The organism is Pseudomonas sp. NPDC085632 (assembly GCF_044541255.1).
GTDB lineage: Bacteria > Pseudomonadota > Gammaproteobacteria > Pseudomonadales > Pseudomonadaceae > Aquipseudomonas.
The window spans coordinates 1-14,402 of sequence record NZ_JBITSX010000021.1 but is presented as its reverse complement, the minus strand read 5'-3'; the positions used below and the strand labels follow the sequence as shown (position 1 = coordinate 14,402).

The following is a 14,402-nucleotide window of genomic DNA, read 5'->3' as shown; positions in this document are numbered from 1 at the left end:
TCGCCAGCCACTAATCTGGCCATCAGACGCAATAACAAGGAAATCTTCAATGAAAAGATTCATCCCGAAGCTGTTGGTACTTGCCGTAAGTTTTGCCTCGATGGAAGCCATGGCCGCCGCCGATCTGATCCTGTTCAACGGCAAGATTTTCACTGCTGACCGCGCGCAACCGAAGGTGCAAGCGCTGGCCGTGGAGAACGGCAAAGTGCTGAAAGTCGGCACCGACGCACAGATGAAAGCCTTGATCGAACCCGGCACCCAAGTCATCGACCTCAAGGGCAAAGCGCTGATGCCCGGCCTGATCGACAGCCATTCCCACGCGATTTTCGGTGGACTGGAAATGGTCTCGGCGAACATGGAAGACGAAGTCGTCGGCCTCGATGAACTGCAAAAACGCCTGCGCGACTGGCGCGAAGACGGCAAGGCGAAACACGGCGATGTGCTGAGCATTGCCGGCATGAGCTCGGCTTACTGGGCGCAGGCCGAGGCCTTGGGCAACACCTTCAACAGCGGCGAATGGGCCGATGTGCCGGTGGTGTTCATCGGTAGCGACCACCACACGGCGTGGGCCAACAATGTGATGCTCAAGCGCGCCGGCATCGATGCAGCCCTGCTGAAAACCCTGCCCGACGCGGAAAAAGACACCCTCGGTAAACTGGCGAGCGGCGAGCCGAACGGTTTTGTGGTCGACGCCGGTTGGGACCGGGTCGCCTCGAAAATGCCGGTGCCGAGCCCTGCCGACATGTTGAACGCGGCGAAATCAGCGGTGCGCTACAACAACAGCCTCGGCATCACCGCGTGGATGGACCCGGCCGCCAACGCTGCACCGGGCGAAGCGGTGTTCGCGCTCAAACCGACCGAGAAAACCGTCGGCGTGCTGCCGGCCTATAAAGCCCTGTCGGAAAGCGGCGACATGAGCGTGCACGTCGCGGCGCTGCTGGTGGCCAACCCGAAAAGCGTGCCCGCCGACCTCGACACGCTGGACAAGGTGCGCCAGCAATTTCAGGGCATTCCCAACCTGACCCTGCCCGGGATCAAGATTTTTGCCGACGGCGTGATTGAATTCCCGGCACAGAGCGCGGCGATGATCGACCCGTACAGCAACTCGCACAAACAGGGCGAATTGCTGATCGATCCGCAGCATTTCGGCGAACTGGTCAGCGCCATCGACCAGCGCGGCTGGCTGGTGCACATCCACGCGATCGGCGACCGCGCGGTGCGTGAGTCACTGAACGGCATCGCCCAGGCACGCAAGGATCGCCAGAGCGGCGTGACCCATTCGATCACTCACCTGCAAATGGTCAACCCGAAAGAGTTCGCCCGCTTCAAGCCGCTAAACGTGATCGCCTCAATGCAACTGCTGTGGGCCAGTGCCGACGACTACACCACCGACATGATCAAGCCCTACGTCAGCGCCCTCGCCTTTCGCTACCAGTACCCGGCGCATTCGCTGCTGAAACAGGGCGCGACGATTGCCGGCGCCAGTGACTGGCCGGTGTCGACGCCGAACCCGTTCAACGCCATGGCGCAGGCGATCACCCGCGTTGGCCCGTTGGGCGTGCTCAATGCCGACGAGCGTCTGGACCGCGACACCATGTTCTACGCCTACACGGTCAATGCGGCGCGCACGATTGGCCTGGAGAAGCAGATCGGTTCGCTGACGCCGGGCAAGCAGGCGGACTTTATCGTGCTCGACCGCGACGTGTTCAGCGTCGACAACAAAGCCCTGCATGACACCCAGGTGCTGCAGACCTGGTTCGGCGGCCGTCAGGTCTATACCGCCACCCAATAACAACAAAATCTCCCCCATGTAGGAGCTGCCGCAGGCTGCGATCTTTTGACTTTGATTTTAAAAAACCAAGATCAAAAGATCGTCCGATCGCGGCCCGAACCTTCGGCAGCTCCTACAGGTTTACCTCCTGCCCCCATAACAATCACAACACCGGGACTTCACATGAAAGCCTTGCCCCTGTTCGCCCTGAGTTTTTTCAGTGTGCTGCCGTTGTGCAGCCAAGCAATCCCTCTGAACGACGACTTCGCCGTATTGGTCGACCTGAATCTGGCCAGCGACTACCGCACTCGCGGCATCTCGCAAACGCAAAACGACCCTGCCGTACAGGCCGGCCTGACCCTCGCCCACAGCAGCGGCCTGTACCTTGGCGCGTGGAGTTCCAACGTCGATTTCGGTGGCGGCCTGAAAACCCGTCAGGAAGTCGATTACTACGGCGGTTGGCTGTGGCAGGCGACCGAGGCTGTCAGCCTCGATCTGGGTTACATCAAGTACGCCTACCCCAGGGAAAGCCAGTTCAACCAGAGCGAGGTCTACGGGATTCTTGGGGTGTATGGGGTGAAACTGGCGGCGTATTACTCCAGCGATGCGCCGGGGATCGATAGCAAGCAGAGTTCGCTGTACAGCTACATCGGTTATGAAACCGAGTTGCCTTACGACTCGGGCTTGAAGCTGCGCTATGGCAATATGGATTTCAAGGATCCGCATTTGTACTCGGCGTCCGGCAATGCCGAAGAGTCGTACCGCGAATGGGAAGTCAAAGTCACCCACAACCTCGCCGGCGTGGTACTGGGCCTGAGCTACATCGACACCGATCTCTCCCAAACCCAATGCCTGAGCAATTGGGGTTTCAAAGACGTCTGCACCGCCACCGTCGTGGCCAGCGTCAGCAAATCTTTCTGACCTCCCACGCCCCCTGTAGGAGCTGCCGCAGGCTGCGATCTTTTGATGTTGTTTTTAAGGATCAAGATCAAAAGATCGCAGCCTGCGGCAGCTCCTACAGGGATGGCGTGCAGACTTGTTACAGGATGTTTACGAATTTTTTACTAATGTTCTTCTACAGTTACCCGCGCAACCGCGTGGTTTTCTATTCATGTAGAGGAATGTTTGACATGGCTTTGGGCAACGGACTGCGTTTACCGTCCATCACTCCTACCCGACTGGTGCTGCTGTTTTCCCTGGCGCTGGTGGCGTTGTACAACCTGGCGACCTGGAAGGCGCTGGGTACGCTGATCACCCTGCAAGGCGCGCACAAAGTAGCGTTCTTTGCTTCGTTCGGGCTGTTTCTTTGGGCCGCGATCACCCTGCTGCTGACCCTGGTGTCGTTTCGCTGGACGTTGAAACCGGTACTCACCGTGGTCGCCCTGCTCTCGGCGTGCGCCGCGTATTTCATGAACGAATACGGCATCACCATCGACACGGTGATGATTCAGAACGTCTTCGAAACCAACCCCGCCGAAGCCACCGCGCTGTTCAACGGCAAGCTGCTGGCTTACCTGCTGTTGCTCGGTGTGTTGCCAGCGGCGTTGATCTGGCGTTGGCCTGTCAGTTATCGGCCGTTCTTTCGCGGTCTGCTCAACAAGGTGCTGGTGATCGTCGCCTGCGTGCTGGTGATCGCCGCGTCGGTGGGCGCGTTCTATTCGACCTACGCGCCGATCTTTCGCGAAGAAGACAAGCTCACCCACTTCATCAACCCGACCAACTACATCTACGCGATCAGTAAGTACACCAAGCAACGCCTGGGCATCAAAAAGCACTTTGTGGTGCAGGCCATTGGCGAAGACGCGGTGATGAGCGCCAAGGCTGCCAGCCGCGAGAAGAAATCGCTGATGGTGTTTGTGGTCGGTGAAACCGCCCGTGCCGATCACTTCTCGCTGAACGGCTATGAACGCGAGACCAATCCCGAACTGAGCAAACTGGACATCCTCAATTTCACTCAGGTGCATTCCTGCGGCACGTCGACGGCGGTGTCGGTGCCATGCATGTTCTCGATGTTCCCGCGCGAGGATTACAGCGACAAGAAAGGCAAAACCTACGAAGGCCTGCTCGACATCCTCCAGCGCGCTGGCGTGCAGGTGCTGTGGCTGGACAACAACAGCGACTGCAAAGGCACCTGCCTGCGCGTGCCGCATCGCGATATTTCGAAGCACCAGCCGGGGCCGTTCTGCGATGGCAACAACTGCCTCGACGAGGCGCTGCTGGCCGATCTGCAAAGCTACATCGACAGCCTCAAGGGCCACGCGATCATCGTTTTGCACGCCGACGGCAGCCACGGCCCGGAATACTACGAGCGCTATCCGCAAGACATGGAGCGCTTCAAACCGATCTGCCACACCAATCAACTGGGCAGTTGCAGCCGCGATGAACTGGTCAACGTGTACGACAACACCATCCTCTACACCGATCACTTCCTCGCCAAGGTCATCGAACTGCTCAAGCGCAATCAGGACTCGCTGGATACCTCGATGGTGTATGTCTCCGACCACGGTGAATCGCTGGGCGAGAACGGCTTGTATCTGCACGCGGCGCCGTATGCGCTGGCACCTGAAGCGCAGACCCATGTGCCAATGGTGATGTGGTTTGGCAATGGCACGCTCGCCAGCGAAGGGATTGATCGCGGCTGCCTGCAAGGCAAGACCGGGCAGGCGGATCTGAGCCATGACAACCTGTTTCACTCGGTGCTGGGGTTGTTTGAGGTGAGGACGTCGGTGTATCAGCCGGGGCTGGATATTTTCCATGGCTGCCGGCCTCCGATGACTGCCACGAAATAACCAGACACTGAAGATCCCTGTGGGAGCTGGCTTGCCAGCGATGAGGCCGGCACATCCGGTGTCTGTGTTGACTGACAAGCCGCCATCGCTGGCAAGCCAGCTCCCACAGGGTAAATGGTGCTCTCAGGGGGTGAGGTTTGCCAGGTAGGCCCACGGGTAAATGCCGCGCTGGTGGCCGTCGCTGAACACCAGTTGCACGCCGTAGCCCTGGGGGTTGAGTTCGATCAGGCGCACGCGGTCATCGACCAATGGTGTCGAACCGCGCAGGCGAAACGCGCGACACTGCGAGCACGGGCACTGGCGGCGCAGTTCGGCGTGGTTGAGCTGTTGTTCGCGGCCGTCCGGCCAGCTCAAGCGCAGAGTGCCTTCGCTTTGCGAGTTCCCCACCGACAGCGGATTCATTGCAACTGACTCAAGGCGATGCGCACGGCTTTGCGCACTTCCGGGTCGCCGTCATCCTGCGCGGCCTGCAACGCGGCCACGGCGCCGCGATCGTTCAACTCGCCCAAGGCCAGCGCGGCTTCCTTGCGCAGGTTGCTGATGCGATGGCCGAGGGCGTCGATCAAAGCGTCCAGCGCCGGTGCGAAACGCAGACGACCCAGGCTGCGAGTGGCGCGCAGGCGCACTTGCCAGTAGTCATCGCTCAAGGCTTCGACCAGTGCAGAGCCAGCGTCAAGGTGGCCGACCTTGCCCAAGGTCGTCGCAGCTTCTTCGCGCACTTGCCAGGCGTCGTCCTGCAAGGCCTGGCGCAGGGCTGGCAACACTTCGGCGCTGGAGGCCAGGCCCAAAGCGCCAGTCGCAGCACGGCGTACTTCGGTGTCGGGGTCAGCGCTGGCCAATCGTGCCAGAGCGGGCAAAGCGTCGAGTTGCTTGAGCCAGCCGAGCACGCCGACGGCTTCGCGACGGACGTTGGCGTCGGCATCGTTCAGCGCCAAAGCTGCAGCCGGCGCGGCGTCGGCGAAACGCAACTCACGCAAGGCACGGAATGCGGCGATACGCACGCTGACGTCGGCGTGATCGGTCCACGGCAAAATCACCTGCCCCGCCGCTTCCGTTTTGAGCAAGCTCAGGCTCTGCGCGGCGGCCGATTGCACGGCGGGCGACGGGTCGGTCAAGGCTTCACACAAAGCTTGCACGACTGCCTCATCTTCCCAGGCTTCCAGTAACCGTGCGGCTTCGGCGCGGACTTCTTCAGCGGGATCTTGCCTCAGACGATCAACCAGCCAGAGCAAGCCATCCGGCTCTTCCAGGTCCGCCAGATCAATCAGGGCAATGCGTCGTACGCCAGCGTCCTCAGCGGTCAGACGCGGTTGCAGATCGAGAATGTCTTGGTTATCGGTCACAGCAAAAATAGAAGTCATAGGGCAAATCGCGGCAAAGGGTTTTCGGGAGGCAGGCCGAGCGGATTGAGGCGCGGCAGCGGTCGGTCGTTGTCGTGGCGCAGCAGGTCGAGGCAGTGGCGTTTGAGGCGGGAAAACTCGGGGCTGGTGACCAGATCGCTGGTGCGCGGTCGGGCGAAGTCCAGGCGCAAGTCTTCGATGATTCGCCCCGGCCTGGCGCTCATCACCAGTAAGCGGTCGGCGAGGAACAGCGCCTCGTCGATGTCGTGAGTGACGAACACTACCGTGGTGCGGATGCGCGTCCAGATGTCCAGCAGCAGCTCTTGCATGTTCAGCCGGGTCAAGGCATCCAGTGCGCCGAACGGCTCATCCATCAGCAACAGGCTCGGGCGATTGACCAGCACCCGGGCGATTTCCACCCGTTGCTGCATGCCCCCGGAAAGTTGATCGGGCCAGCGCTCGGCAAAGCCGTCGAGGCCGACCAGTTTGAGAATGTCGTCAGCGGCGCGATGCCGTTCAGCTTTGCCGATGCCGCGCATCTTCAGGCCGAAAGCGACGTTGTCACGCACCGTGCGCCACGGAAACAGCGTGTGGTGCTGGAACACCATGCCGCGCTGCGGTGACGGCCCGGACACCGCGGCGCCATCGACTTTCAGGCTACCGGTGTGCGCTTGCAGATGCCCGGCCAGAGCACCGAGCAAAGTCGACTTGCCGCAACCGGACGGGCCGAGAATGCACACGAACTGGCCCGGTTCAATCTGGCAATCGAGTTCGCGCACCGCTTCGAACGCTTCACGCCCTGCGCCGAGGACGATGGACAGTTGGCGAATGTCGATCCGCCCTTCCGGGGTTTGCATCACGCTCATCAGGCTTTTCCTCGCGGTCGATGCCACGGCGTGAACAACCCGCCCAGGCGTTTGATCAGCAGACTGCTGCCCATGCCCAATACGCCAATCAGCAGCATGCCGACGACGATGTCGGCGTAGTTCTGAATGGTGTAGGACTCCCAGGTGTAGTAACCGATGCCGAACTGGCCGGAGATCATTTCCGCCGTGACCAGACAGAACCACGAAGTGCCCATGCCGATCGCCAGGCCGGTGATGATGCTTGGCGCCGCGCCAGGCAGAATCACTTCCAGCAGGATCGCGCGGCGCCCTGCCCCGAGGCTTTTCGCTGAGGCGATCAGGCGTGGGTCGACGCCTTCGACGCCGTGCACGGTGTTGAGCAGGATCGGGAACAGTGCACCGGTGAAGGTGATGAAGACCATCGACAGTTCGGAGGACGGGAACATCAGGATCGCCAGCGGGATCCATGCCACGGCGGGGATCGGGCGCAGGACTTCGAGCGGTGGCAGCAGCAGGTCTTCGGCCCATTTCGAGCGGCCGATGGCCAGACCGAGAGCGATGCCAATGACTAGCGCAGTGAGGTAACCGGCGAAGACGCGGCTGAGGCTGGCGGTCAGGTGTTGCAGGAGCTTGCCGGAGTCGCCCAAACCGAGTGCGGCTTCGATGACGGCCAAGGGGGTTGGCACGTTGGCGAAGGTGACGAGGCCGAGGTTCCAGTGGTGGCTGGCGGCGAGTTGCCAGAACAGCAGGCAGAGCAGCAAGGATACGACTCTTGATGTCCAGCGGATGGGTGTTTTCATGGAGCGGGTTTCCAGTTCTGGATCTGTGTTGTGGCTTGGATTTATCCCCCTCACCCCAGCCCTCTCCCCCCAAGGGGGGCGAGGGGGAAAGGGAGCCGATCTTCATGCCTTTCAAGCCTGAGTTCGGCTCGGTATTTCAGGTCGGCGTACCTCGCCCAAACACCACGGTCAGTCCCCTCTCCCTCCGGGAGAGGGCTAGGGTGAGGGGCTTTTGATCTGTTTTTATCGCGCAGCGACGGATTGGGTAGTGGCATCGGTGAAATCAAAGACTTTGCCGCCCTGCGCCGAGGCATATTGCTGGGCCTGACCCTTGAGTAGAAACGCACTCAGGCGACCCTTGGCGTCACTGGCAAACCAAGCCTGCTCCGCGAGCAACTTGATCCCGCTATCACTGGCCTGTGCATACACGGCACGGACGTTTTTGCCTTCCTGCTTCAAAGCAGCCAGCGCAGTAAAGGCTTCTTCCGCCGACGCGTATTGGCGCACCTTGCCCTCGCCCCGCACCCAAATCTCGGCAACATGGCTAACGTCAGTAATCGCTTTCCCTGTCGCCGCATCCGCAGCCTGCAACGGCGTCTGCGCGTAATTGGCCAGTTGCGCCGTGTAATCCAGCCCCGACGCCTTGAACGCCGCACGAATGTACTGATCGTCGACAAAGGTATTCAGATCGAGTCCGCGATCAGCCTTCTTCAGCAGCTTCAACGTATCGATAGCCGTGCCGACTGCCTGGCGATATTCCGGCTTCCAGCTCAGGTCGCGGGTCTGCACACCGAGCGGGCCGTGGAACAGGTAATTCACTTCGGCGTCGACGCCGGTGACTTTGGCGATCAGTTCGCTGTACTTCTCCGGCTCAGCGGCCAACAGTTGATTGGCCTCGATGCTCGCCCGCAAATAGGCGACGACGATTTCCGGATACTTCTTCGCATACGCCTGATCCACCAGCGCACCATGGAACGTCGGCGCATTGGCCTGGGCGCCGTCATAAATCTTGCGCGCGAAACCACGGCTCGGGAACAGTTCGGCGAACGGCACGAAATCGGCGTGAGCATCGATCTTGCCGGCCTGTAGCGCAGAGCCTGCGACTTCCGGTGGCTGGGCGATGATGTTGACGTCCTTGAGCGGATCCCAGCCCTGCGCCGCCACGGCACGCAGCAACATGCCGTGCGCGGTAGAAGCGAATGGCACAGAAATGGTCTTGCCCTTGAGTTCGCTGAGCGACTGCACGCCGGACGCGCTCGGCACGACGATGCCGTTGCCGCTGCCCTTGATGCTGCCCGACAACACGCTGATGAACAGGCTGTGCTTGCCGGCGGTTTCGAACGCAACACCGTTGAACGCACCGGGGAAATCGGCCATGGCGCCGAAGTCGAGTTTGCCGGCGACCATCTCGTTGGTCAGTGGCGCGCCGCTGGTGAAGTTCTTCCATTGCACGTCGTACTGGGCGTCTTTATAGGCGCCGTCGTGGGGCAGGTATTTGTCGAGCAGGCCGAGTTCACGAATCAACAGCCCGCCGGCGGCGCAGTTGATGGTGGTGTCCTGGGTGCCGATGGCGATGCGGATGGTTTCGGCCGAGGCCGACAAAGCGAACGAAGCCAGTACCAGACCGGCGATTGCTGCACGCAACATGAGTGTTTCCCCTCGAATCATTTATTTGAGTTCGTCTCCGCCGCGATCAGGGCGCGGTGGGAAACGAGGGGTTTTCGGTGAATCCAGCGTCCGGGGTTGTCGGATGGCTTTGGGTTGTCTGGGCCGGCCTCATCGCTGGCAAGCCAGCTCCCACAGGGATTTTTGTTCGGACATAGATCTTGCAAACACCCGCAAAACCTGTGGGAGCTGGCTTGCCAGCGATGAGGCCCTTTCAATCAACGCAGGAGGTAGGGGATGTCGACTTTCACGGCACCCGTCGGGCAATCCTTCTCGCACGGCATGCAGTACCAGCATTCATCGAACGCCATATAGGCCTTCTGCGTCGCCGGATTGATCGCCAGCAAGTCCATCGGGCAAACGTCGACACACACGGTGCAGCCCTTTTCGGCGATGCATTTGTCCTCGTCCACGGTGACGGGGGCGTTGGAGCGGAAGAAGATTTCCTGAGCTTGATAGGCCATGGTTCGGACTCTTTGATTTATTGATGTATCAAGCGGCAAATGCGCCGACCCGCAAACGGTCGTAGGCCTGCATTTCCTCGGCATCGAGCGGGATGATGTAGGGCTCGACGGCTTTCTTGAAACTGGTCATCTGGCCGTCCTCGCCCTTCTTCAGATGGCAATGGCAGAACCACTCGCTGTCGTTGCGCTGCGGGTGATCGACGCGATAGTGGTACAGACCCCAGCGGCTTTCGGCGCGGAACAACGAGGCGCGGGCGGCCATTTCGGCGCAGTCGCGGATCACGCTGGTTTCCATCGCGCGCATCAGTTCGTGGGCGTTGTTGGCTTTCATCTGCTCAAGATCGCGTTCGATGTCGCTGAACCGTTGCAGGCCGATCTGCATCTTCTTGGTGACTTTCGGCGGTTGCAGGTAATCGTTGACGAAGCGTCGCAGCTTGTACTCGACCTGCGCTGGCGGCAGGCCGTGTTCGCGATCCAGCGGTGCGTAGACTCGGGCTTTTTCCTTTTCGATCTGCTCGGCATCCAGCGCGGAAAACTCGCGTCCGGCAACAAAATCGGCGGCGTTGTGCCCGGCGAACCAGCCGTAGGTGAAGGCGCCGAGCATGTAGTTGTGCGGCACGGCAGCCATGTCACCCGCCGAATACAAACCTTTCACCGACGTCTCGGCCCGCTCGTTGACCCAAACGCCGGACGCCGAGTGGCCGCTGCAAAAACCGATTTCGGAGATGTGCATTTCGACCATTTGCGTGCGGTAGTCGGTGCCGCGATTGGCGTGGAACTGGCCGCGACTCGGGCGTTCGTTGCTGTGCAGGATTTCCTCGATGTTCTGGATGGTTTCTTCGGCCAAGTGATCGAGTTTGAGGAACACCGGGCCGTTGCCGCTTTCCAGTTCCTGGTGGAACTCCCACATCATCTGCCCGCTCCAGTAGTCGCACTCGATGAAGCGTTCGCCCTTGTTGTTGGCGGTGTAGCCACCCAGCGGGCCGGTGACGTAGGCGCAGGCCGGGCCGTTGTAATCCTTGATCAGCGGGTTGATCTGGAAGCACTCGAGGTTGGCCAGTTCGGCGCCGGCGTGATAGGCCATCGCGTAGCCGTCGCCGGCATTGGTCGGGTTTTCGTAGGTGCCCATCAGGTAGCCCGACGACGGCAGACCAAGGCGCCCGGCAGCACCGCAGGCGAGGATCACCGCTTTGGCTTTGATCACGTGGAAATCAGCGGTGCGGCAATCGAAACCCATCACACCGTTGACGGTACCCTCCGCGTCGGTCAGCAACCGCGTGCAGACGAGGCGATTGGTGATGCTCACCCGCGCACGTTTCAACTGGCGATAGAGGACTTTTTTGATGTCGTGCCCTTCCGGCATCGGCAACACGTAGGCCCCCATGTGGTGGACTTTTTTCACCGCGTAATCGCCGGTCTCGTCCTTCTCGAACTTCACGCCCCAACGGTCGAGCTGTTCGATGGTTTCGAAGCTGTGGGTTGCGTAGGCGTAAACGGCGGCCTGATTGACGATGCCGTCGTTGGCGATGGTGATTTCCTTGGTGTATTGCTCAGGCGTCGAGTGGCCGGGAATGATCGCGTTGTTCAAGCCGTCCATGCCCATGCTGATCGCGCCGCTGCGTTTGACGTTGGCCTTGTCGACCAGCAACACGCGCAAGTCGCGGTTCTTTTCCTTGGCCTTGATGGCCGCCATCGGCCCGGCAGTGCCGCCGCCGATGACGACGATGTCGTATTCCTGTTCGAGAACGTTGCGGGTCATGCCTGCTCCCCTTTTTGCCGGTCGATCCGCAGGCGGTACTGGAACGCATCGCCACGGTAGTAAAGGTGTTCGAAGTCCAGCGGCTGGCCTTGCGCGTCGTGGGTCAGACGTTCGATGCGCATGATCGGCGAGCCGGCTTCGACGTTCAGCGCCAGGGTCAGGTCGCTGTCGGCGAGCACCGCGTCGATGGCCAGATCGGCGTGGCCGAGGGCGATGCCGCAGTCGTTTTCGAGGATCAGGAAGATGTCGCGGGTGACCAGATCAGCCTTCTCGAGGCGCTCGCCGACGGCTTTGGGCAGGTAGGTGATTTCCAGCGAGATCGGCTCACGGTTGATCAGGCGTACGCGTTTGATCTGCGCGACGATTTCACCCTCGGCAACCTGCAAACGCTCGGCGACGCGCTTGTCAGCCGGGATGAATTTGAAGCTGCGCAGGCGGTTGATCACTTCGTAGCCACGCCCGGTCATCGACTCGGCGAGGCCTTGCAGGCTGCTGACGTTCTGAAAGGTTTTCGGCTTGGCGACGAAGGTGCCTTTGCCGTGGATCTTGAAGATCAGCCCTTCCTTTTGCAGATCGCCGAGCGCCTGACGCACGGTGATGCGGCTGACTTTGAACAGCGCACCAAGCTCGCTTTCGGAGGGCATCTGGCTGTCTTGCGGGTATTCCCCGTCGAGGATTCGGGCGCGGAGCACGTCGCGCAGTTGGGTGTGCAGAGGAACGCTACTGAGAGAGAGAACGTTATCGGTCATCGCGGGATCACTTGTTATAACGAGTTATGACGTGATCATAGAGTTGTTATGACAAGGTTGAGAAATACCGAATGGGCATAAGGTTAGATTCGGTGTTGGAGATCAAAAGATCGCAGCCTTCGGCAGCTCCTACATGAGACCGCGATCCCCTGTAGGAGCTGCCGAAGGCTGCGATCTTTTGATCTTAACGTTTGAGGATCTGATCCATGACCCAGTCAGTCTTGAGCGCTTGCTCGGCGACTGCAGGGTGTTGTGAATCACCACGAATATGCGCATTCATACCCAGCACGTGATGCCATTGAATATGCTCGTGATGGGGGATCTCCAGGCTGATGTGTTCATCGGCATGCAGCTGCACGGGATGCTCATCGAATACGGAAAAACCGATCCGACCAAGGCTGCCGATGATCTCGACGCGATCCTCACGCCGATCCGCCACAAAACTCCAGCAGCCCATGCCCAGCGCGCCTGAAGCAAACCGCCAACTGGCGCTGACGGCATCTTCCGCCTCATACAAGCCAGCCTGACGCGCCGTGAATCCGGCCACTTCAACGATGTCTCCAAGCAAGTACTGGAACAGATCAAAGCCATGACTGGCTAGATCAGCAAAGTAACCACCACCGGCCACTGCAGGATCCGTGCGCCAATTGTCGCGACCGTCCAGATCCGCCGGCGACGGTGCCTTGGTCAGCGTCCAGCTCAAATGCCGCACGTCACCAATGCGCCCCTCCTCCAACCATTGCCGCACCTGCGCAAAGCGCGGCAACGAACGGCGGTAGTAGGAAACGAACAGATGCAAACCCGCCTCGGCAAACGCTTGCTGCATTTCGCGGCTTTGCCCGGCATGCAGCGCCATGGGTTTTTCCACGCAACAATGTTTGCCGGCAGCGGCGACTTTCAGGCTGTAGGCGTGGTGGCTGTCGGGCGGCGTGGCGATGTACACCGCGTCCACCTCGGGATCGTTGATCAGCGCATCGACGTCGGTGTAAACGCGGGCGATGCCGTGGCGCGCGGCGTAGTCGGTCACGGCTTCGAGGCGTCGGCCCATCACCGCCTCCAACGCCGAGCCGGGCGCCATGTAAAAGGCCGGCCCGCTCTTGCGTTCAGCGACGCTGCCACACCCGATCATGCCCCATCGCACCACGTTCATGTCTGTTCCTTTAGCCGATGCGCAAGGCGCGCAGATCGAGATGACCGTCCTTGAGCGGCGGGCACCAGTAGTAGCCGCCGGTGATCGGCCGACTGATGCGATACAGACCATCAGTGATGCCGTCTTCCAGACCGCTCATGCGCCGCAGTTGTGCTTCGAAAGCATCCAGCGAGAAACCGAAGGCGAGGAACATCAAACCGGCGCGATCACCTTCGATCCACGGCATCGAGCGACGCACGACGAACGCTTCTGGCGCAAAGCTTTCCTGCGCGGTGCGTTTGACGTGGGCGGAGACTGGCGCGTCGTCGATCTCTTCGTTATCGCTGAGGCGACGGCCCATGATGTTGTCTTTGTCGTCGGCCGAGAGTTTGTGGAAACCCTTGAGGTCGTGCTGCCATTGCTGGATCGCGGCGAAACTGCCCCCGACCATGCCGTCAGTGCCGGCACTTTGCAGGGCGGCAGCGATGGCGGCTTCGTCGTGCGGGTTTTCGGTGCCGTCTTCGTAGCCGGTCAGGTCGTGGCCGTCCTTGTGGCGAAAGGCTTCCTGCATCTCGACCAGACGCAGGGCCGGGGCCAGAGCGGCTTCGAGGGCGTTGCAACGGTTGAGCAGTTCACCACGGTCGACGCCGTGCAGCCACACCCACAGTGCGTGTTGGGTCGACGGGTTTTCTACGCCAACGCCGCTCATGGCCGGGAAGCTGCGCAGGCCATCGATCTGTACGTTGAGGGCCTTGACCAGGGATTCACCAAAACCGACCACCGCCGACTGGCCGTCCACCTGATTCATCAGGTTGTCGATCGCCTGCGGCAGTGCTGCAACTGATTCCAGGGCGAAAAACAGGTGACGTGCTTGTGCAGGAACTGGGGTGGCGAGAATGCCCGGCTGGTAGTAACTCATGTGAACTCCTTGGGAAAGTGCGCGGGAGTTTACCTGTGGCCGGAGGGTTTGTGTGGGTTTGGATGGAAGTCAAAAGCCCCTCACCCTAGCCCTCTCCCTGTATGTACCGGAGACATGGTGGACACATGTTCGGAGACATGGTGGACGGTTTTAGATCTTCTTACCTGCCGTAACGATCTGCAAGTTCAAGTCG

The 14,402-nt window shown here is 60.5% G+C and carries 13 protein-coding genes; 3 read left to right on the top strand and 10 right to left on the bottom strand.

Going from position 1 to position 14,402, the window contains the following annotated elements:
- Positions 1–49: 49 nt before the first annotated feature.
- From ACIF4X_RS15330 to ACIF4X_RS15320, 3 genes are all read left to right on the top strand, one after another.
- Positions 50–1,792, top strand: coding sequence for an amidohydrolase (locus ACIF4X_RS15330; RefSeq protein WP_397482782.1), 1,743 nt, complete (start codon positions 50–52; stop codon positions 1,790–1,792).
- A 162-nt stretch (positions 1,793–1,954) separates the two neighbouring features.
- Positions 1,955–2,692 carry a TorF family putative porin gene (locus tag ACIF4X_RS15325; RefSeq protein WP_397482781.1) on the top strand — a complete coding sequence of 246 codons (738 nt, stop codon included), beginning with the start codon at positions 1,955–1,957 and terminating at the stop codon, positions 2,690–2,692.
- Between the two features lie 209 nt (positions 2,693–2,901).
- Positions 2,902–4,560, top strand: a complete 1,659-nt coding sequence (locus ACIF4X_RS15320) for a phosphoethanolamine transferase (RefSeq protein WP_397482780.1) — start codon at positions 2,902–2,904, stop codon at positions 4,558–4,560.
- A gap of 123 nt (positions 4,561–4,683) precedes the next feature.
- Here the strand turns inward: ACIF4X_RS15320 and ACIF4X_RS15315 are convergent, their stop codons facing one another.
- The 10 genes from ACIF4X_RS15315 to ACIF4X_RS15270 all read right to left on the bottom strand — a co-directional run bounded on the left by ACIF4X_RS15315 (position 4,684) and on the right by ACIF4X_RS15270 (position 14,209).
- Entirely contained in the window at positions 4,684–4,962 is a 279-nt protein-coding gene (locus ACIF4X_RS15315; protein WP_397482779.1) for a DUF971 domain-containing protein, read from the bottom strand.
- Positions 4,959–5,921: a HEAT repeat domain-containing protein gene (locus ACIF4X_RS15310; protein WP_397482778.1), complete on the bottom strand. Its 963-nt coding sequence runs from the start codon at positions 5,919–5,921 to the stop codon at positions 4,959–4,961. Before ACIF4X_RS15310 ends, ACIF4X_RS15315 begins: the two co-directional genes overlap by 4 nt.
- On the bottom strand, positions 5,918–6,766 hold the full coding sequence (locus tag ACIF4X_RS15305) for an ABC transporter ATP-binding protein (RefSeq protein ID WP_397482777.1): 849 nt from the start codon (positions 6,764–6,766) through the stop codon (positions 5,918–5,920). The genes ACIF4X_RS15310 and ACIF4X_RS15305 overlap by 4 nt, the downstream gene beginning before the upstream one ends.
- Positions 6,766–7,545 (bottom strand): ABC transporter permease, encoded by a 780-nt coding sequence (locus ACIF4X_RS15300; protein ID WP_397482776.1) that lies wholly within the window; start codon positions 7,543–7,545, stop codon positions 6,766–6,768. Before ACIF4X_RS15300 ends, ACIF4X_RS15305 begins: the two co-directional genes overlap by 1 nt.
- 222 nt (positions 7,546–7,767) lie before the next feature.
- Complete coding sequence (locus ACIF4X_RS15295; RefSeq protein ID WP_397482775.1) at positions 7,768–9,192, bottom strand: ABC transporter substrate-binding protein; 1,425 nt, start codon at positions 9,190–9,192, stop codon at positions 7,768–7,770.
- Positions 9,193–9,407: 215 nt separating this feature from the next.
- Positions 9,408–9,653, bottom strand: coding sequence for a ferredoxin family protein (locus ACIF4X_RS15290; RefSeq protein ID WP_003225615.1), 246 nt, complete (start codon positions 9,651–9,653; stop codon positions 9,408–9,410).
- 28 nt (positions 9,654–9,681) lie between these two features.
- Entirely contained in the window at positions 9,682–11,412 is a 1,731-nt protein-coding gene (locus ACIF4X_RS15285) for a fumarate reductase/succinate dehydrogenase flavoprotein subunit (RefSeq protein WP_160039643.1), read from the bottom strand.
- Positions 11,409–12,161: a GntR family transcriptional regulator gene (locus ACIF4X_RS15280; protein WP_397482774.1), complete on the bottom strand. Its 753-nt coding sequence runs from the start codon at positions 12,159–12,161 to the stop codon at positions 11,409–11,411. The genes ACIF4X_RS15285 and ACIF4X_RS15280 overlap by 4 nt, the downstream gene beginning before the upstream one ends.
- A gap of 184 nt (positions 12,162–12,345) precedes the next feature.
- Positions 12,346–13,311, bottom strand: coding sequence for a Gfo/Idh/MocA family protein (locus ACIF4X_RS15275; protein ID WP_397482773.1), 966 nt, complete (start codon positions 13,309–13,311; stop codon positions 12,346–12,348).
- A 10-nt stretch (positions 13,312–13,321) separates the two neighbouring features.
- Positions 13,322–14,209 (bottom strand): Dyp-type peroxidase, encoded by an 888-nt coding sequence (locus ACIF4X_RS15270; RefSeq protein WP_397482772.1) that lies wholly within the window; start codon positions 14,207–14,209, stop codon positions 13,322–13,324.
- Positions 14,210–14,402: the final 193 nt, after the last annotated feature.

Coding starts and splice junctions, on each gene's coding strand:
- ACIF4X_RS15330 (WP_397482782.1), top strand. CDS start 50: ATGAAAAGATTCATCCCGAAGCTGTTGGTACTTGCCGTAAGTTTTGCC.
- ACIF4X_RS15325 (WP_397482781.1), top strand. CDS start 1,955: ATGAAAGCCTTGCCCCTGTTCGCCCTGAGTTTTTTCAGTGTGCTGCCG.
- ACIF4X_RS15320 (WP_397482780.1), top strand. CDS start 2,902: ATGGCTTTGGGCAACGGACTGCGTTTACCGTCCATCACTCCTACCCGA.
- ACIF4X_RS15315 (WP_397482779.1), bottom strand. CDS start 4,962: ATGAATCCGCTGTCGGTGGGGAACTCGCAAAGCGAAGGCACTCTGCGC.
- ACIF4X_RS15310 (WP_397482778.1), bottom strand. CDS start 5,921: ATGACTTCTATTTTTGCTGTGACCGATAACCAAGACATTCTCGATCTG.
- ACIF4X_RS15305 (WP_397482777.1), bottom strand. CDS start 6,766: ATGAGCGTGATGCAAACCCCGGAAGGGCGGATCGACATTCGCCAACTG.
- ACIF4X_RS15300 (WP_397482776.1), bottom strand. CDS start 7,545: ATGAAAACACCCATCCGCTGGACATCAAGAGTCGTATCCTTGCTGCTC.
- ACIF4X_RS15295 (WP_397482775.1), bottom strand. CDS start 9,192: ATGATTCGAGGGGAAACACTCATGTTGCGTGCAGCAATCGCCGGTCTG.
- ACIF4X_RS15290 (WP_003225615.1), bottom strand. CDS start 9,653: ATGGCCTATCAAGCTCAGGAAATCTTCTTCCGCTCCAACGCCCCCGTC.
- ACIF4X_RS15285 (WP_160039643.1), bottom strand. CDS start 11,412: ATGACCCGCAACGTTCTCGAACAGGAATACGACATCGTCGTCATCGGC.
- ACIF4X_RS15280 (WP_397482774.1), bottom strand. CDS start 12,161: ATGACCGATAACGTTCTCTCTCTCAGTAGCGTTCCTCTGCACACCCAA.
- ACIF4X_RS15275 (WP_397482773.1), bottom strand. CDS start 13,311: ATGAACGTGGTGCGATGGGGCATGATCGGGTGTGGCAGCGTCGCTGAA.
- ACIF4X_RS15270 (WP_397482772.1), bottom strand. CDS start 14,209: ATGAGTTACTACCAGCCGGGCATTCTCGCCACCCCAGTTCCTGCACAA.